The organism is Aneurinibacillus migulanus (assembly GCF_001274715.1).
GTDB classification, from domain to species: Bacteria; Bacillota; Bacilli; order Aneurinibacillales; family Aneurinibacillaceae; genus Aneurinibacillus; species Aneurinibacillus migulanus.
On sequence record NZ_LGUG01000004.1, the window covers coordinates 3,270,165 to 3,289,033 of the forward strand.

The window sequence follows — 18,869 nt, forward strand, 5'->3', positions numbered from 1 at the left end:
TAAATCTTGTTATGCTAATTTTCAAAAAGAAAAAGGAGCTAAAAAAAATTTTAGTATTTTTCTTCTTAACTCCACCTAATAAGCCCAATAAGCCTAAGTCCTCTTAAAAATAAATGGACTTAGGCTTTGTCTACCTATCCTACGTTATCGGATAGACAAACCTCTCTAAAAACAAAAAAGATATGTTTTTAAGATGATGTTGTCCCTACTTCTGCTTGATATTCATCAAAAAGAAAACCTTAGCCTTGAAATGATGTTCAATATCTTCCTGTGTAAGCTCAATTAATTCGGCTACGGTTTCGTTATCCACTCCTTTTTGTATCATGCGTAAGGTAAGTTTCATGATGTCTCTTTTCTTCCCTCTCACCACAAGAATTTGTCGATGTATCAAATCAGATGTATATACTACATGTTCCCATCTTATTAGAGAATGCCGTTCGTTAATTGAATAAGAAAATGATTCGTATACAAACGCTGATGGACCAACTTCTACATCAATTTATCATTGAATTCGACCAAGAGAACTGAATTAGTCTCTATAATAACTGCACCTGCTCTAACTCTCATGTGATAAGACAGGCATTATCTCCCACCTTTTAAAAATAATTCCATCTTTTTTACGTAAAATCTGGAATATATTGCTATGAAGATACCGTCACTATCTATAAAAAATAGACTGAAAGGTAAAAAACGATCAGTCCATACATAATTATCTTACTTCACTAAAGCGTCCAATTGTTGAATATCAAATTTAAAATACTTAAGCATTCTATTCATTAAAATGTATTTATAAAATCATTAACGGTTTTGCATATTTCCTTATAGCGAGACCAATGTAGATAGTGATGTCCTTCTAATACAACGAGCTTATTAGAGGGTAAATGACTTATTTGCGTTTGATAAAAAGATACCTTTGTTTTCCCATCTTCCCTCACTCTGTCATCTTTGGGAGTAAATATCATGACGGGCATATCTGGAGGAAATGACATATCCATCGTTTTACCGATATTATGATTTATTTCATTTACTTCAGCAACTATATTTTTGTTACCAAGACTCCAGGCAGAAATAATCTTAGTCATCTTTAAATTATCATCAGAATAAGTTCCTTTATCCGCAATGGGAAGGTACTTCTCTGGATTCATATTTACTGCCAGCCTTGCAATTCCAGTTGGGGCTATAACGCTCAAATACTGGGGCATGGTTCGAGCAGATTCATTAAAATACTTCACCATTTGCGGCAAAGTGCAATCGATCCCTATAATCGCTTTAATTTCATCGGGGTATTTATTGGCATAATACATGCTATAAATGCCAGAAACGGAATGAGGCATTAATATGTATGGCCCTTCTATATTAGCTTTTTTAAGTGCAGCTCTTATTTCCTCTACGATGTTTTCGACTGTTCGTTCCTTATTTGTGATATCACTCCAGCCATATCCAAATGTCTCTACCACTACCACTTTGTTGTTTTTTGCCATTTCATTCATTAGAGGTTCATAATCCAATACAGGTGCTGCGGTACCCGCACCACTTAATAAGACAATAGTGTTTTTACCTTTCCCCTTTGTATATACGTGCATATTCTCACCATCCACTTCAACTAATTGACCTAAAGGAGGATATTTATTTTTTTCATATGCACCCATAACTTGATTGAATATTATCAAAACTAAAAACATTGCGATAAAAATTAACAAAATATTTCTAATAAAAATCCAAAATCTAAACTTTTTCCGCGTTACCACTATTTTCACCGCTTTCTGTAATAAGTAATTATATCAGAGATACTGTTTCTCTCCCCTTTATAATTACTTAACACTTTATACCCCTTTTCTTAAGTCTTATTTAAGGATAGTTTAAATATAGTTTAAATTTATTTTATATAGAGCTGAGCTAATATTTTAGCACTATGCCCACACTTTTTCGGGACATGTACAGATATGACCTTCATCTTGCGATAATAATACGGTATTCTTATTCAACCGTTTTTTATCCTATCTACCTGTTGGGTATAAGTTACAAGTAAAATCGAGTCATTGGGAATCTATATACATCTGATTTGATAAATCGACAAGTTTTTATGGTGGGAGGTAAGAAAAGAAGGAAGGGTTTGAGCGGTCGGAAAAAGACACGTTTGCCTTTCTTCTGCTGGAGCGCAGGGCACCTCCGATGCCACTTCTCTAGTAACTTGCTATGTGACTATCATTTCAGAGCCAATAGCATTGCCATCTTAATCTCGAATAGCAACACGTTTTTGGGTAACTTACATGCCGAAATGTAAAAATCCTGTTTTGAAAAACGAGCAATCAAAACAGGATTTTTCTTTTCAATTTATAAAAAAATTGACCCTTTAGAGTACAGTCTGTTGAATATGGGCACCCGTTAGTTTCATAAAAATTAAGTTCAATTTTTGTACTCAATTAACCAACAATCTCGATATTCACCTTCGTGAAGCTCATGTTTAGGGAGAATTCTAATTCTTTTAAAACCACATTTTTCATAACACTTTAGAGCCCGCGTATTTCTTGTTTGAGGGTCCATAACGACCCGGTCTGCTTGTTTATGTTCGACTAAATATTCTACCATAGATGTAACAAGTAACGTTCCAAGTCCTTTATTCCAATATTCTACTTCACCTATGAATTGGTCTGTTCCATAAATGGTTTCATCAAAATATCCATATTCTTTTTTCATTTCATCATCTAATTGATAAAATTGGATATACCCTATTTCGTTATCTTCAAACTCTACAATACATTTAACTTCATCCTCTTCGGAAGCATAAAAAACTTCATTAACCTTGTCTACATCAAAAGGATTATCCCTTCCTTCATAGAATTCAAGAACGGATGGGTTTGAAAGCCATTTTGCTAAAAGATACTTATCCTGTTCTGTTAATTTGCGAACTTTTAACTTACCATTTTGGAATAACATACTATCCCTCGCTCTATTATTGCTAAACTATCATTACTAATAGCGAGTCCCCCTTATCACGGCTTTGTAGTCAGTTTGAAATACCTACTATAGTAAGCGTAATGGCACCAAGGTATTTACATGACTGCAAGTAGGTAATAGTATAAAATGAGCGGGAACATCAAATTTCCGCTCATTTTATACAGAAGATAGAGAGTAGACTAAAAGCTCCTTAGTTTTCAGCAACCCGCTTTTTAAATGAGGCTCGATATTCTTCAATATAGCCCAACAAATCTTCTCGTAGATGTATGAGCCATTCAGGATCGTCCGGGGCTTCTTGAATATCTACCGTTCGTAATAATGTCGCAAACGTTACAATATTATGCATCCTCATAAACCATTTCAAATCTTTTAATAAGCTCATATCCAGCTCTGTTTCTTGTGTATATCCTCTAATAAAAGCCTGTACGAACTGATTTTCCAGGTCAACATCGTGCTCTGATAATTCCCTCAAAGAATAGGCGATATCAGCTACATACCAATGATTAACACAATCATCAAAATCAAGTATGCTTACTTTTTCGTTTTGCCAGCATAGATTATCTAATTCAAAATCATAATGAATTAACCCGAAAGTTTGTTCTGAAACCAGCTTTTGCTCCGCCCATTTCGTAACAAGCTCCCATTCCTTTTGTACGAAGGGTTCTTGATCAATCAGCATTGTTTTTACAAAGCTTAGTTGCTCTTGCCAACTGGAGCGGCCGCGACGATAAGTTTCGGGCATCCTTTTTAAGCTCGCATGCAATTGACCCAATGTGCGCCCCCAGACGAAATAGTGTTCCTCATTGATATCCTCTATATCGTACTGTTCCCCCTGAAGTGCTTGGAATACTACTGCATAAAATGTTCCAATTTCTGTCTCAACTACCTCAACATATTTGTTATTTAATGAAGGAACAGGCTGAGCTGTATGAACAGGTTGATCACGAAGATAGTGCAGAATCTCGATTTCTGCTTCTATCGTCTGCAGTTTTCTTTCGCAAGAATCGCTAAACCTTAAGAAATGCTTCTTTCCCTCCTTGTGGAAAACAAATACGAAGTTTGCGCTGGATCTAAAATAATAAACTGAATCATGGTCATATCCCCATCGTTCAAGTATTTTTTCTGCTACAGGGCTCTGCCATTCATCGTTCACTGTGGCAACAACTTTTTTCATGGTACTAAGTTTCATCATGAGTACGATACCTCTTTCCGGAATTAGTCATGTTTTTGTCTTATTTGTCGATTTACATGTCATAATTACAGCTTCGTTCCCTCATGATAAAGCAAAATAAAAAAGCCAAGGCTTCAAGCTATAGGCTCATTCATCGGATATATTCAATAAAACTCCAATTGTATGAATGAGGGGTAACGAAGCGTAATTTTTAAAAATGGGTTCAATAATTTTTCCATTTTGCCACTCCCCTTCAAATTATAGTAAATTAATTATATCTTAATATTGAGGAAAAAGACAAATGTAATTTGTAGCATTAATAAAGAAAAATACCGTAAGGGTTACAATCCAATAAAGGATCTGTCGCTTTTTTCAATCTTTATACATCTGACTTGATAAATGAACAAACTCTTGTAGTAGGAAATGAGAAAAGAAAGAGGAGCAGGGACGAGTAAAAGAAACACTAGCCTTTCTTCTGCCAAGACGCAGGGCATATCCAACCTCTTCTTTCTCTGACTCTCTCCCCTCTAACCACCTGAACCTTTGTTACTACATCAAGCCAATTTTATAGAGCATACTCATCCAAAGTTATAATTATTTTCTCGTATTTGTGTAAGAATCTCATAACCAATTCGATTTAGCGTATCGTCCATTAGACTTGGCCGATAATTAGATAGAATTACTATTCCAATAGAATTGTAGGGATCACAGCCTAAAAAACTAGAATACCCATGAGTGCTGCCATTATGCCATATGATTCTATTCCTTTTATCGATTATCCAGCCTAATCCAACTCCAAAGTTCTTTCCTTGGCTGATATGCTCCTGTTGGGTGATATAAAATGATTTATTCATTGGATGATCGGCATATATGCCCAGGTATACCGAGAGGAATCGCAGCATGTCAGTAACGGTAGAACGCAGTGCTCCAGCTCCCTCAAACACCTTCATAGCTAATTCCGGCTGATTCACATCTTTACCTGCGTATCCCGGGACTAATCGGTTTCTTTGATCAAGGGATAATCTTATGGTTGTGTCCTGCATGCCCAGAGGTTGGCAGATGAACTTAAGCAGAGCTTTCTCTAAATCCGTCCCAAGTTTTTGTGCTAAATATCTTCCGAGCAATCCCATTCCTTCATTGGAATAAAACCTTTCCAACCCTACCAGGTGATACCCTGCTTAAGTACGTAATGGCTTCTTGAACATCAAACAAGCAATAAGGATCGCGGTATGTTTTTTTGTCAAATCGGTTCATGATTGTTTTAATCGGTGATATTGACGGCAACCCGGACGTGTGAGTCGAGAGGTGTTTGAGTGTAACTGGATGTTCAATCTGTAAATTTTTCTCATACTTACCTATTGAATCATCTAAATAGACTACACCTTTCTCTACTAATAAAGACAGCAATGAGGTAGTAAATACCTTTGTCAGTGAGCCAATTTCATACACTATATCTTTGTAATGCACTTTACCTTTTATAGATGAGTTTCTGAAACCAAAAATCCCCTGCTTGGATTGATTAATAATGCCAATCGATAAGACAGCACATTTTCGTTTGTCTATATATTGCTAGAGCATTTGTCGGGTCGATTTCTCCAGAGTATTTAACAATTCTGTATTCATTCAGCATCACCTCTATATACATCTGATTTAATACATCGACAAATTCTTGTGGTGGGAGATAAGAAAAGAAGGAAGGGCGGTGGGCGGGAGCGGTTGGAAAAAGACACGTCCGCCTTTTTCTGCCGGAGCGCAGGGCGTATCCACCCTAAAATTAATATTAATAAATATTTAATTATACTTAAGTATTTATCAAAAAAAATTACTTATTCTTTTGCTCCTCCTCTATGATTTGTTTTAATTTATACATAATATCCTTTAGTGCTGTAATATCTGCTAAATCGAGCTTAGAATAAAAACGTTCAATAATTGATAGTTCGATTTCTTCATTAATTTTTATATATTTAATTCCCTTAGTATCCAACTCAACAAAAATTTCCCTTCGATTGCTGGGGTTAATGGAGCGTTTAATGTACCCGTTTTTTTCTAGCCTATTTAATGTCTGACTTACAGCACTCGGGCTAATGTTCATGAGTTTCGAGATATCTCCAGTGAGAAGGCGACCATAATGATTAATATGATTGAGTATGATGATTTGACTATTGGTAATGCTTTCATCTACTAAATCTTCATACTCCTTAGTTAGCATAGAATTACACGCATACTCAAGTTCATTTATTTCTTTAACAAGGGCTATAAGCTCCGTATTCATTTTATCCACCTCAATATTTAATTATAATTAAATAATTTGATATGTCAATAATTAAAGAATACCTTCCAAGGTGAGTCCTAAGCCTACTAAAACCTCCAGACAAAAAACAACATAAAAATAATGACTTCTCTCACCCCTACTCTCTTTATCGAATGGTAGGGGTGTTTATATATATGAGAACATGAGAAACTCGATGCAAAGCATCGAAATCATAAGATTAAATACGATGCACTCGCTTTCATTACCAATGATTTCGATTTCATTGAGGAATATCGGCTTTGTCAGAAAGGCATTAGAAACCTCATAATAAGATAGAAAATATATCAAAAAAAACTTAGTATTCAGATTAAGAGGTGAGGTAATAAAATGACTTCTGTATCCAATGTCATTTACCTAAAGCAATATAAAATAAGAAAAAAATTCGATCATCTAAAAAAAGCTGTTCTTTCTAAAAATATATTGTCCATCGCTCTTATGATATTACCCATAGTAATACTTACGGCAGTTTGTGTGATTATAAACTATTATGGTGATTCATCTTATTATCCTTCACTTGATGCAGATGTATATAGGATGTATTTGAAGTAAGACAAGGATCAGATCCCTGTTCGTCCCTAATGGCAGTCTTGCTATATCAACATCAAGCTAGGAGTATCAAGTATCCCCAGCGCCTCCCTTTCTCTATAACTCATAGAAAGAATGGCGTGTTTTTTATAACTACTTCTTCTTTTATTGTCTAAGGTACAAGTTGTTTTAAAGCAGGGACAACCTATTTCCAGTACTGCAGCTATCGGACATCAGCTTCCTTACTAGTCTAGCAATTATATAACTTGTTTACACAAACCGAGTTACTCTTTGCCATACATCTCTTCCACAACTGCCATGTTCACCAATTCAACTGTTTCAGGTCTTGTATCCAATTATATGTTAGCAAATACAAACAAAGCGGCACGTCCGTAAATTTTGAGCTCCTACTTATCTTTGTTTATCCGCGTATTGGTTTACCTTATGGATAGCTCATCTACAGATTCTTACTTACTTAAGTAATAAGTCTTTAAGATTCTGCAACCTGTTTTGTTCAACATGACAAGCCTGGCAGAGATAATCTTCAATATCACCATAGTTTTTCGTAATATCATTATAAATATCATCTAAATATTCATGACGTACTTCTATATAAATTACACTTGATATTTTAACATGATAGTGTGGTTGGAAGTAGGCGATTCAGAAAAAGAAGAGGTTAAAAAAACGGTTCTTAATGAACTTTTTCGTGAAAATCTTTCTCCAAAGGAACTACTCGCTTCTTTCTTCCATACATCATTTCAATTCGTTGAAGAAAATCCATTTCTTCAGCGTGTTTTTCAAGATGGCGAACATGAACGCCTTGTCCGAAAGCTGCCTAAGTATATAGTAGAAGAGTTTTCCAAAGAGTATACGGAAAGAGGTATACACGCTGTTAATATTCTTATAGAACGAGGGGTATTATCCAAAGAAGAGCCCCAGGTTATCGTAGGAATTATGCAAGCCGTAATGAGAATGCGATTATATAAAGAAAAGATAGGGAATGATGTGTTCCCTAAGGTTATGGACAAAATCATTGAGTATGTAGCAGAAGGGTTAACCAAAGAAAAGTAAAAATCAAAATCTCGAATAGAATTGTTTCTATCATGTCCAACTGTTGGATAAACATTTATTGTTTCATTACACAACAAAAATTGAAAGCATTACATAATAAAAAGACGGGATTTACCTCCCGCCCTACTTTTCTTTTATCTAAATTAGAGTCTTTATATCATTTTTAAAGCAGCAGAAATCAGGATTTCATCAGAAATAAGATCAAATGAACAATGCCTTCTGCGTTTGAGTAGATTACTTCTTCTCAATTATTTCAAAACGAGAGGTATTTATCAAATAAATAGTTCGATCAATAATTGTATTTTAAACCCGTTATCTTTTTTATAATTCGCTTCTATATAAGTTGGCCTAACAAAGGAACCAATTCCCTTCATCGTTAGAAATTGATCCTTAGCACTTAACGCGGTTACGTTATCCAATTCTAATCCACAGGTCGACTTTTCTTACTACCCCCTCTTCTGATAGTTTACTAAAATGTCGTGCAACCTTTCAGCGAATTCTTTATGATGCATTGTATTGTAGCTCCCATGGTGTCCGGGGAACTCTACAATTTCCGTACCTAGTTGTTTTGCTAAGGCGACTGTGCAATTGTAAGCAAAAAACTCCCGTGAAGCACTTCCACCGGCTGGAAATACCTGCATCGATGCAGATTTTAACGCAGTCTTTAATGCATCTACATCTAACGTATGATTGAGAATTCCCGGGATTTCATACTCAACGAAATACGTTGAATTGCGGAGAAGCCGCTCTGTTAGCACATCCTCCGATTGTTCGAAATTGCTAGCGTCCATTCCTAAATTTGACGATAACTTCACGACCTCACTTCGATGATTCTTCTTAAGGTCTTTCATGAATTGCCTGGCCTGTTTCAACTCATCTTCAAATAAAAGTTGCAATAAAACTGGTTCATGTGGGATCAGTACCCGTACCTGCCCCGGATGGCGTATACACAGATCGAGTCCGATGACGGCACCGGAGCTGCTTCCGAATACGTACGCCGGTTCATTCGTCAGTTTGGCTAGCAGGCGGTGAGCGTCGTCGCTGTGTGTCTCCACGTGATAATCCTCAGCTTGATTGGCGAGATTACTACGGGAATGGCCACGACGATCGTAAGTAACAACCGTATACCAGTTAGCAAGATAGTTGGCGACATTATGGAACTTGTCGGCATCACCACCTCCACCATGGATCAAAAGAAGGATTGGACCTGAGCCACGTACCTCATAGTAAATGTTCGCTCCAGGCACTTGCAATGTTTCGTTTTCTACTACCTTCATTTGTAAATCCTTCCTTTCTTCTGTCATCTCCCTTAACTTTACACGATTGGTGAATGATATAAAATGCAGGAAATAACTAAGAAACAAACTCGCTATATGGAAAAGCACTGAGCATCATTTCATCAGTACTTCCTTGTTACTTCTGTCTGGATTCCTTTTTCGGTCGCCCTGGTACAAATAAAGGAACAGAAGAGTTCAGGGAACTGGCAGAAAAGTCATCAAAGATTTTCTCTAGTCGTCAGATAATTATCGACTATAGCGCTATAGATGACAAAGTAGAAGTACAAATTGATTATAAAGGAAACACGGCTGTTGATTTGCCTAACGGATTAAAAAGTAGAGATACGATGCAACTAAAAGGGAAGTCGGTATTTGGGATTAAAGAAAGATATCATTAATTGAAGATTACAGCTGAGTAACACGGCGAGATGTCGCACGACTGAGATAGCGGAGAACATTAAGGTAAATAATCATGTGACCGCCGCCTATATCTAATGGCGGTCACATTTTTGTTCATGAATCCAACTATATACATCTCACTTTATAAATTTACATATTCTTGTGGTAGGAGGTAAGAAGGAGGGGCGGTGGGCGGGAGCGGTTGGAACAAACACGTCCGCCTTTTTTCTGCAGGGGCACAGGGCTGCCTTCATCTCTTGTTTAAGAGAGTCTTTTAAATCGTTCCATTCCACATTAATAAACACATTTTTGACTTCACCATTTTTTTCACCATCACTTGGCTATGTTCTAGACCTTGCACCTCAAAACTCTAACCGGAATCTTCACCCACGCTCCAAGGTTCGGTCTTGCTAAACGTATACTTGTTTCGCCAGCTTAACTGGGGCCGCTTGTGCTATCATACCGGGTACTGTACCTGCTAATACGCTTGTCACCACAAGGGTTGTTAATACTTTTTGATATTTTTTATAAGAATCCTCCTGTTTTTTCGTTATGAGTTATTTTGCAACCGGTATAGTCATTTCCAATTCTTTAATGTACTCTTTGACTGGCTCACTATGATTTTCATTTTTATCTTTGTACACATACAAAAACGGTTTAATTGTGAAAGATTTTGGCGTCACCTTAAATGGTTCATATATGAAGTCATTGTATGTGTAACGCTCGGGTCTTTCGTCGTTACCTTGACCACCTAAAAGTTCCAATCTAGTTCCATGATCATCAAACACATCGTAACCCAATTGTAATATTGTTGTTTTATCATCCCGCTTATATTTTTTAGGGATTTCACTGGATGTTCCATCTTCAACAATGGACACTCTTGTTGTGATCGGAGTGAGCTCTGCTTTTTCCAAAGTTACGCGGATATGATCGAACTCTTTAGTCATACCAGGCGACAAGACAATATTATTGTTAGTGCTCTTCTTGACCGGGACATTGATTGTAAACGGATCGTTAACACCTTCTAACGTAAGTTTCATGGTTAAATCGAATTGTTCGGGGAAGGCCGGATCACCAAGTCCTTGATTGGACAAGTCAGAAAAACTGAGTACGGCGGAATCCTTATTCACACCAGGACCCCACCCAACGTTAATTTGATGTGCAAACTCAGTTAAGTGAGTAAGGGGCTTCCCGTTCATGAATAGATCGACACGTTGAATTGTACCTTTTGCGCCTTCAGGCTCCAAGATAACCTCACCGTCTGTATTCACATGACTTCCATTAAGATAGCTTGTCAAGCCCGGTGCTTTCCGGTGAATCGCCATGGAGACACGCGTCCCGTCATACATCACCTGGGGTACACTTATCGTAATGCCATCCTGTGTATCGCTCTGATTTCCTTCTGTTATTAATCCTTTCTCATGAGCAGTTCGCAGGCCGAGGTCTCCCGCCAGCTTGAATACGTTACTCACCAATGGAATATTTTCCAACGATTCGGCCATTGCTGGTGAAACAAAGCCGCTTCCGATAATACCGGCTCCTAATGCCGCTGCCGTAGATACAGCCACCAACGTTTTTTTCATACGTTTCGTTTTGCTACTTCTCCTATTTTTTTCTTCGAGTCGATTCATAATTTTATCGCTGAAGCTATCCACCGGCATCTCCATGCTTTGAATGGTGTGCCGGATGTGCATCAAATCCTGAGAGTCAGTTTGATTTGGCAATTTCTCCACTTGCCATTCCTCCTTTATACATTTTTTGCTGGTGTAGTTTTTTGCGAAGCCGTTCATACTTCTTACGCAGCGTTGCTGGTTTGCAATCCATAATCTGACCTATCTCTTCGAAGCTGTATTGCTCAACCACTTTGAGTAACAGGATATTCTTCTCTTCCCGGTTAAGGGGCATAAGCAATTCGTGAACGGCTTGTTCAATACCAACTTGCTTATTATAGTTGTCATAAAATGGAGTCTGCTGCTCTTGGTAGAGTGAGACGAGCCGTTGCCAGCGGCTTTGTTTTCGAATTTGATCCAAACAGTGATGATATGCAATTTTGTAGAGCCATGCAGAAAAGGTCACTCGCTCCTCGTAACGGTCTATATCTTGATACACCTTGATAAATATTTCCTGTAGGGCATCCTCTGCTTCTTCGCGACTTTTCAGGATGCAGTAGCAATACGTATAGATTTTCTTTTCAAATTTGCGAATAAGAATGGCGTATGCTTGTTTATCACCAGATTTCACTCGATTTACGACGGATTCGATATCTATTGTATCGTTGTCCTCTTCCTTCGCCCCGGGGTTTAGTTGTTCCAACTGATCACCTCCCTGTATGCCCGTTACATAACTATAACGATATGAACCGTCCATTTTGTGACATCAATGAATAAAATCCTAAATATTTTTTGAGATTTTATTCATCCGACTACTAGGAAAATCTCGACAGTCTAGGATATCGATTAAATAGTCAATCCCCTTTCTTTTATTTTCTAAGGCACAAGTTACTTTAAAGTAGGAACATCTTATTTACAGCACTGTGGCTATCGGACATTGGCCTATTTACTGGTCTAGCACTTAAGATTGATCTTTGGACAAAAAAAGATAGACATGAGGAGCTTTGGTAAAACGTGATTTTACTAAGTTTAAGGTAATCATTTTTTATTTTCCTTATCAGAGAACCGTCAACCAATCAGTAAGGAATCTATATGCTGTTATATTTATTTTCAAATTCTATTTTAATCAGTTAATCCCGATATAAAATTATATATAATAAAGGTTTATTGATATTTAATAAAAACTGTATTATATTATAAAAAATTCTGTTACAAAAAACAAACAGACTTTTCTACACGTATCAATACATTAATTCAAGCAGAATTTGGAGGGGAATTTGTATGTCTAACCGTTTACCGATTATTCCAGCACTAAATGACAGTGGTATTCACTATTATCAAACCTATGATGAAAGTCTTGCTCTCTGGCCAGTCCATTACGAAACATTCTACGTGCCTACTCGTTTCGGTCAAACACATATTATTGCAAGTGGTCCAAAGGAGGCCCCACCACTCATATTGCTTCATGGAGCATTATTCAGCTCAACCATGTGGTATCCCAATATTGCGGATTGGAGCAGCAAATACCGAACATATGCAATTGATATCATAGGTGATAAGAACAAAAGTATTCCTACAGATTTATGTGGTACGAGAGCAGGTTACGCCGATTGGCTTCTTGATGTGTTTGACAATCTGGGGATCGAAAAGTCGCATCTTATTGGGCTTTCGCTTGGTGGGCTTCATACCATGAATTTTGTTTTACGTGCGTCGGAAAGAGTGGAAAGCGCAGTTATACTTAGTCCCGCAGAAACGTTTTTATCCTTTCATCAGGATTTCTATAAATACGCTCTTGGTCTCGTAGGGTCTAACGGGGTTGAGAATTTTTTAAATTGGATGATGGGAGATCGTTATGTGTTACACCCGAATTTTGGCAAGCAGTTTTATGCAGGAGTTATGTGGCAGGATGAATTAAGAAATCAAAAGCCTAAAGCCGACGGATTTCCGTATGTTTTCACTGACGACGAATTAAAATCCGTAAAAGTCCCCATTCTTTTATTACTTGGCGAACATGAAGTCATTTATGACCCGCAATCAGCCTTACATCGTGCTTCTACACTTGTTCCCGGTATTGAAGCAGAAATAGTTAAAAATGCCGGCCATGTTTTATCGATGGAACAGCCTGAATACGTAAATGAACGTGTATTGAGTTTTTTAAGTAAATGACAAGACAGTAAGATAAGTTCATAGGTGAATGATGGCACCCATATTCACTGGGTGCCTTTTTCAATTATCTAAGAAAACCTCAATCGTTATTTTTTATGACCTATTCATTCAATGAATAGTGTATCGTATGCAAATTAATGACATATAAATTCAACAAAACAACATGATCTTTTTTCCTCTATTACACCCCGCCTGTTACAATGAGCGGTTGTAAAATACAGGCAAGAAATTGGTCAATAAACTGATTAATTTCTTCTTTTGTTATAATAAGAGGCGGAAGAAGGCGAATAATGTTCCCTTGTGTAACATCAACTAACATTCCCTTCTCTAGTAAATCTAACTGAAGTTTTTTTACGTTTTCGTTTGTATCATGAATACTAATGCCAAACATCATTCCACAATGGCGTACTTCTTCGATAAAATAAGAGTGTTCTCTCTGGATTTTTTGAAGCTGCTCATTTAAATATAAGGACATTTCATAGGATTTCCGCATTAAACCATCATCAATTAATGTTTTTAATACCGCTAATCCTAAAGCCGTACTGATCGGCGAATGCGCAAATGTTGTTCCATGGTCTCCTGGTGAAAACATGTCATAAAGGCGTGCACCAGCAATAATTCCTCCAAAGGCCGTGCCTCCTCCTGCTCCCTTACCGAATTGAATAATATCCGGTGTAACATCAAAATGTTGATAAGCAAACAACTTACCTGTTCTGCCCATACCGCTTTGAACCTCATCCACGATAAAAAGCATATTATACTGTCGGCAAAATTGTTCGATGCTTTTTAAATATTCACCGGACAAAGGGTAGATTCCACCGCTTCCTAATACAGGCTCTACCATGATGGCTAGAGGACTTTCCTTGCGAATCGTTCTCTCTAATCCTTCCAAGTCTTCATGTTCCACTTCATAAACAGGAATAGAAGTATAGGGAAAATCCTGATATATACCTTCTTGTCTTGTAAAGTGAAGCGCCCCTAATGTACGTCCATGAAAACTTCCTTTGAGCACAACAATTCCATCACGCTTTTCATTTGTTATATTTCTATATTTGTGGATTAGTTTTAATGTCGTTTCCGTAGCTTCTGCACCAGACGTTGTATAAAACACTTTCCCATCCTTTAACGAATGATCCACTAATCTTTTTGCATATTCAATGGCCACCGGATTTAAAAAATGAAAAGGAAGATGCAAGCATTTTTCAACTTGTTCGCTGGCAGCCTTTATAATTTCAGGGTGACCATAGCCTAATACATTCACTCCTACACCGGAGAATAGGTCAAGATATTCTTTTTCATTGACATCATAAAGCCGACAACCTCTTCCACCTGCCATGGCAACCGAAGTACGGGGGTATGCAGACATTAAATACTCTTTATCTAACTGAAGCCAATTAGTCATGGATTTTTCCTCCTAAGTGTATTTCTATTAACTTGTTTTTTGTGTTCTTATCATTTGCAAAATAAAAAAACCTCGCCTGACAATCAACAACCGTGTTCCTATCACGATTTATTGATTGCCGAGGCGAGGGTCCGCGGTACCACTCAGCTTTTCTGCTTCACTCACGAAAAACAGACTCATTAAGTTCTAAATGAACTTCGGTCCCAATAACGTGGACCACACCGTTGTTTTATACTCCGGCTTTTTCTTGCCATTTCCAAAACAAAGCTCAAAGGCGGCTTCAAAGTGAGGATAACGTCCATTCTTTCAGCCTATGGAACGGATCTCTGTACGCTAGAACTCTCTTTTACTATTCCTTTTCAACGCTTGTATGATTTTTTAAAGAATTCAAATTGGTTAGAACTGATTATAAGTACCAATTTTTCTGTTGTCAATAGCGTTATTCTCATATTTAAAATAATCTCAAGGTTTTGATGCAAAACGACTCAGGCAGTCAAACCATCATGAATATTACCTAGCACCTACTCTTTGACACTAACTTGATGAAAATGCGGCTGAACCCCTTTGGTTAATTTTTCACATAATAAGTACTAAATAAGTACTAAAAAAATAACATGGAATTAAATTTAATATAGAAGCTTGTTTTTTCACCTTCAGTGAAAATGGCTATTTTGCAAAACACTTACTTAACTAATGATTGCTTTTTTTGTATTATATAACTATAAATGAACCTATTGGTACATTATAGAAAACATTTATCTGTAAATTTCACATATTCTTACATTGGATTCAGCCCTCCGAAAATAACCAACCAGTACCATTAACACCTGGAATATATACAATATTTTCATTATTCTACAAATTCCATGTGATAAGAGTCTGTAACTACAATCATTTATTTGGAGGAATAACTATGCTAATGAACAACCTAATCGCTCTAGATAAGTATACTTGCCCGAAATTAGAAAAACTAAAGCTTGAACGTGAATGGGAAAAGTTTATTTCTGGTAATCATACACTCCCAACGATCCGTTCTTTGATATATGGTTCATGGCAACGCTGTTTGGAACAAGGAATCAATCCGCTTCAAAGTAAGACTTCCATCAGCCTCAGTGAAGAACAAATTAAGGAATATGTGTCAACGGATCCCTTATTTCGCACTTTAAAACCAGTACTTACTAAATTAAAGGATATGTATATGGGTTCCGGACAATTAATAACATTTTGTAACCCTTCCGGTGATATTGTTTACTTAGATGGGGATTTGTCCTTAATGCTCAAGGCTGAGGATATGAATTTTATCGTCGGCTCATCTTGGGCAGAAAATAACGCAGGTACGAATGCTATTGGAACAGCAATTGCTACCAGTTCTCCGATTCAAGTGTTTGCTGGAGAACACTTTTGCCAGGAGGTACAAAAGTGGACATGTTCAGCTGCTCCTATCAGTGATCCAGCTACCCAAAAAATTTTAGGCGTCATTGACTTGACAGGGCTATGGACAGTTAACCATCCTCATTTTTTGTCAGTAGTAACTTCAGCGGCACAAGATGTAACTAGGATGCTACGTAACCAATTAAAGTTTGAACGCTTTAAGATAGTAGAATATTACCAAAACCAGAATATTTCTCAGCAGTCAAGGTCCTATTTAGTAGTTTTAGATCGCGGATGGAAGGTGATTAAAGCATCTCCTGTTTTATATGAACAAGGTTTGATTGATCCGAACCATTTTCTGGTCAATACTCCTTCTCTGCCGTTATCCTTAACGTTAAGGACGTATTGGGAACTTGAACATCTAAAAGGAATTTGGCGTTTTGAGCTAACCCCGTATATCTATGGAGGAATGCCTATCGGTGCCATTGTTCACGTTACTCCTCCGACTATAACAAGTTTTAAGGGTATACCTTTTACTGCAGAATATTCCCTTCCTGGTGTGATAGATGGAGCGCTCCAATCTTCATCAAGTATAAATAACGGGGATTTAATCCCCAATCTTAAGGACAAGGAACAAGTTGTGGTGAAAAAATCAATTAAATGTGCAGAGTTTTATAAAGCCCTTTTTGATCATAATCCTGACGGTATCTATTCTTGTGATTTACAGGCAAATTTATTGGATGCAAATCCGGCTTTTGAGAGAATAATTGGATATACAGTTGAAGAACTGCAAAAGATAACACTCCCGTCCCTACTTGTTCCAGAATGTCTAGAAAATGGATTAAAATATTTAGAAAAAACAATGAAAGGAAAGCCACAGGAATATGAAATAGCGATTAAGCACAAAAATGGGTACCGAATAGATTTAAAAGTAAAAAATTTCCCGATTTTTATAGACAATGAGATTGTTGGAGTTTATGGAATTATAAAAGATATTACCAAAAATAAGAAAATAGAAGAAGATCTGCAATTGACCAAACAACAATTGGATTTATTTCTTAAAAATACAATAGATTCTATTATTATTTTCGATTTACAACGTAATGTTATAAAAGTGAATGAAGCTTTTGAAGAAGTATTTGGTTGGACTGAACAAGAAGTAATAGGAAGAGAACTATCTATTGTTCCTGATTTTTTAGTTGATGAGTGTACCGATATCATTCGAAAAATATTGAATAGTAAGCATGTTATGTCGTTTGAAACGGTTAGGCAACGAAAAGATGGAAGCTTGATTGATGTTAGCTGCTTCATTTCCCCAATTGTAAATGCGAAGGGAAATGTGACAGCTTTTGTATCCATCTTGAGGGATATTACAGAACGTAAACAAATGGAAGAAGCATTAAAAGAAAGTGAGAAACGATTACGCACTTTGATTAATTCTATGCCTGACCTTGTTCTCTTTAAGGATGGGAAAGGAAGATGGATTGAAGCAAACGATTATGCTCTTTCCTGTTTTCAGTTTGAGAATGTCCCTTATCGAGGTAAAAAAGATAGCGAACTAGCTACCTATAATGAGTTCTATCGAGATACATTATTTTATTGCGAGAAATCAGATCAAAAAACGTGGGAAAATAACCGTGTTACCCGAAGTGAAGAAGTGATTCCGCAACCAGATGGCAAATCAATTACTTTCGATGTTATTAAGGTTCCGATCTTTTATCCTAATGGCAGACGTAAAGGACTTGTGATCATAGGACGTGATATCACAGAACTGAAGCAAACGGAAGAATTATTAAGAAAATCGGAAAAGCTTGCTGTGGTGGGTCAATTATCAGCAGGAATTGCCCATGAGATTCGAAATCCATTGACTTCTCTCAAAGGATTTCTACGTTTACTACAATCTTCTATCGATAAGAGTAATGAATGGTATTTGGATGTGATGGTATCTGAGATCAACCGAATTGAATCAATTACCAATCAATTTATGGCAGTAGCTAAGCCGCAAGCTGTCACCTTTCAACTCCAAGATTTGCAAATGTTAATCGAACAGGTTTTAACTGTTGTTTATCCTGAAGCAACTATGAACAATATACAAATCAGCATTGAAGCGCACGCCGACATTCCATTGATTCGATGCGAAGTAAACCAATTAAAACAAGTATTTATCAATATCTTAAAGAACGCTATTGAAGCGATGCAAAGTGGAGGGAAAATAGTAGTTCAAGTAATGAAACTCGACCACAACCTCGTTTTAATTCGTTGTGTTGATCAAGGATGCGGGATTCCAAAAGAACGTATTCAATATCTTGGAGAACCTTTTTATAGTCTCAAAGAAAAAGGAAACGGCTTAGGATTAATGATGTGTTATAAAATTATTAAAGAGCATCAAGGAAAGATCTCAATTGAAAGTGAAATCAATAAAGGAACAATCGTCGATGTCATTTTACCTATCCCGCCATTATTAGAAGAAGTGATTTCAGATTTAACAGAAAGTAATCAATAATTCGATTCTATTACTATTGTTCATCAGATATTTCATATCGTTTTCTCATGAGTTTACTTTAATGCGAGTTATACTATTATTGTAGTTTGAAGACAAGCCCTA

General features: G+C 36.9%; 17 protein-coding genes and 1 other annotated feature. Of the genes, 5 read left to right on the forward strand and 12 right to left on the reverse strand.

Features of this window, described 5'->3' with window-relative positions:
• Positions 1-205: 205 nt before the first annotated feature.
• Complete coding sequence (locus tag AF333_RS33775) at positions 206-391, reverse strand: hypothetical protein (RefSeq protein WP_235496544.1); 186 nt, start codon at positions 389-391, stop codon at positions 206-208.
• Positions 392-776: 385 nt separating this feature from the next.
• Positions 777-1,649, reverse strand: a complete 873-nt coding sequence (locus AF333_RS17540) for an alpha/beta fold hydrolase (protein ID WP_052812282.1) — start codon at positions 1,647-1,649, stop codon at positions 777-779.
• 413 nt (positions 1,650-2,062) lie between these two features.
• Between AF333_RS17540 and AF333_RS35580 the strand changes: the two genes are divergently transcribed.
• Positions 2,063-2,284: a hypothetical protein gene (locus AF333_RS35580; RefSeq protein WP_235496546.1), complete on the forward strand. Its 222-nt coding sequence runs from the start codon at positions 2,063-2,065 to the stop codon at positions 2,282-2,284.
• A 122-nt stretch (positions 2,285-2,406) separates the two neighbouring features.
• Here AF333_RS35580 and AF333_RS17545 read toward each other — a convergent pair whose 3' ends face one another.
• From AF333_RS17545 to AF333_RS37525, 4 genes are all read right to left on the reverse strand, one after another.
• Complete coding sequence (locus tag AF333_RS17545; RefSeq protein WP_043067503.1) at positions 2,407-2,937, reverse strand: GNAT family N-acetyltransferase; 531 nt, start codon at positions 2,935-2,937, stop codon at positions 2,407-2,409.
• A 211-nt stretch (positions 2,938-3,148) separates the two neighbouring features.
• Positions 3,149-4,150, reverse strand: coding sequence for a phosphotransferase enzyme family protein (locus AF333_RS17550; protein ID WP_053432713.1), 1,002 nt, complete (start codon positions 4,148-4,150; stop codon positions 3,149-3,151).
• Positions 4,151-4,707: 557 nt separating this feature from the next.
• Positions 4,708-5,286 (reverse strand): serine hydrolase domain-containing protein, encoded by a 579-nt coding sequence (locus AF333_RS17555; RefSeq protein WP_081003380.1) that lies wholly within the window; start codon positions 5,284-5,286, stop codon positions 4,708-4,710.
• Positions 5,264-5,596: a serine hydrolase gene (locus AF333_RS37525; RefSeq protein ID WP_161808222.1), complete on the reverse strand. Its 333-nt coding sequence runs from the start codon at positions 5,594-5,596 to the stop codon at positions 5,264-5,266. The genes AF333_RS17555 and AF333_RS37525 overlap by 23 nt, the downstream gene beginning before the upstream one ends.
• 204 nt (positions 5,597-5,800) lie before the next feature.
• On the opposite strand from AF333_RS37525, the gene AF333_RS35585 reads away from it, so the two are divergent.
• Complete coding sequence (locus AF333_RS35585; protein ID WP_235496547.1) at positions 5,801-5,980, forward strand: hypothetical protein; 180 nt, start codon at positions 5,801-5,803, stop codon at positions 5,978-5,980.
• Here the strand turns inward: AF333_RS35585 and AF333_RS17560 are convergent.
• Both AF333_RS17560 and AF333_RS37530 read right to left on the reverse strand, forming a co-directional pair.
• Positions 5,952-6,401 (reverse strand): MarR family winged helix-turn-helix transcriptional regulator, encoded by a 450-nt coding sequence (locus tag AF333_RS17560; protein WP_053432715.1) that lies wholly within the window; start codon positions 6,399-6,401, stop codon positions 5,952-5,954. The genes AF333_RS35585 and AF333_RS17560 overlap by 29 nt on opposite strands.
• Before the next feature lie 1,035 nt (positions 6,402-7,436).
• Positions 7,437-7,628, reverse strand: coding sequence for a tyrosine-protein phosphatase (locus AF333_RS37530; RefSeq protein WP_139189045.1), 192 nt, complete (start codon positions 7,626-7,628; stop codon positions 7,437-7,439).
• Here AF333_RS37530 and AF333_RS17570 point away from each other — a divergent pair.
• Complete coding sequence (locus tag AF333_RS17570) at positions 7,602-8,039, forward strand: hypothetical protein (RefSeq protein WP_174762670.1); 438 nt, start codon at positions 7,602-7,604, stop codon at positions 8,037-8,039. The genes AF333_RS37530 and AF333_RS17570 overlap by 27 nt on opposite strands.
• Before the next feature lie 446 nt (positions 8,040-8,485).
• On the opposite strand, the gene AF333_RS17575 is transcribed toward AF333_RS17570, so the two are convergent.
• The 3 genes from AF333_RS17575 to AF333_RS17585 form a co-directional block, all read right to left on the reverse strand.
• Entirely contained in the window at positions 8,486-9,412 is a 927-nt protein-coding gene (locus AF333_RS17575) for an alpha/beta fold hydrolase (RefSeq protein ID WP_074715237.1), read from the reverse strand.
• An 860-nt stretch (positions 9,413-10,272) separates the two neighbouring features.
• Positions 10,273-11,448, reverse strand: coding sequence for a DUF4179 domain-containing protein (locus AF333_RS17580; protein ID WP_043064690.1), 1,176 nt, complete (start codon positions 11,446-11,448; stop codon positions 10,273-10,275).
• Positions 11,423-12,028, reverse strand: coding sequence for an RNA polymerase sigma factor (locus tag AF333_RS17585; RefSeq protein ID WP_235356603.1), 606 nt, complete (start codon positions 12,026-12,028; stop codon positions 11,423-11,425). The genes AF333_RS17580 and AF333_RS17585 overlap by 26 nt, the downstream gene beginning before the upstream one ends.
• Positions 12,029-12,606: 578 nt before the next feature.
• Between AF333_RS17585 and AF333_RS17590 the strand changes: the two genes are divergently transcribed.
• Complete coding sequence (locus AF333_RS17590; RefSeq protein ID WP_043064689.1) at positions 12,607-13,491, forward strand: alpha/beta fold hydrolase; 885 nt, start codon at positions 12,607-12,609, stop codon at positions 13,489-13,491.
• Positions 13,492-13,672: 181 nt separating this feature from the next.
• Here the strand turns inward: AF333_RS17590 and AF333_RS17595 are convergent, their stop codons facing one another.
• Positions 13,673-14,893, reverse strand: a complete 1,221-nt coding sequence (locus AF333_RS17595; protein WP_043064688.1) for an aspartate aminotransferase family protein — start codon at positions 14,891-14,893, stop codon at positions 13,673-13,675.
• Between the two features lie 116 nt (positions 14,894-15,009).
• Positions 15,010-15,265: a binding site (T-box leader), on the reverse strand.
• Positions 15,266-15,806: 541 nt separating this feature from the next.
• Between AF333_RS17595 and AF333_RS35590 the strand changes: the two genes are divergently transcribed.
• Entirely contained in the window at positions 15,807-18,767 is a 2,961-nt protein-coding gene (locus AF333_RS35590; RefSeq protein WP_080787628.1) for a PAS domain S-box protein, read from the forward strand.
• Positions 18,768-18,869: the final 102 nt, after the last annotated feature.

Coding starts and splice junctions, on each gene's coding strand:
- AF333_RS17540 (WP_052812282.1), bottom strand. CDS start 1,649: ATGGGTGCATATGAAAAAAATAAATATCCTCCTTTAGGTCAATTAGTT.
- AF333_RS17545 (WP_043067503.1), bottom strand. CDS start 2,937: ATGTTATTCCAAAATGGTAAGTTAAAAGTTCGCAAATTAACAGAACAG.
- AF333_RS17550 (WP_053432713.1), bottom strand. CDS start 4,150: ATGATGAAACTTAGTACCATGAAAAAAGTTGTTGCCACAGTGAACGAT.
- AF333_RS17560 (WP_053432715.1), bottom strand. CDS start 6,401: ATGAATACGGAGCTTATAGCCCTTGTTAAAGAAATAAATGAACTTGAG.
- AF333_RS17570 (WP_174762670.1), top strand. CDS start 7,602: ATGATAGTGTGGTTGGAAGTAGGCGATTCAGAAAAAGAAGAGGTTAAA.
- AF333_RS17590 (WP_043064689.1), top strand. CDS start 12,607: ATGTCTAACCGTTTACCGATTATTCCAGCACTAAATGACAGTGGTATT.
- AF333_RS17595 (WP_043064688.1), bottom strand. CDS start 14,893: ATGACTAATTGGCTTCAGTTAGATAAAGAGTATTTAATGTCTGCATAC.
- AF333_RS35590 (WP_080787628.1), top strand. CDS start 15,807: ATGCTAATGAACAACCTAATCGCTCTAGATAAGTATACTTGCCCGAAA.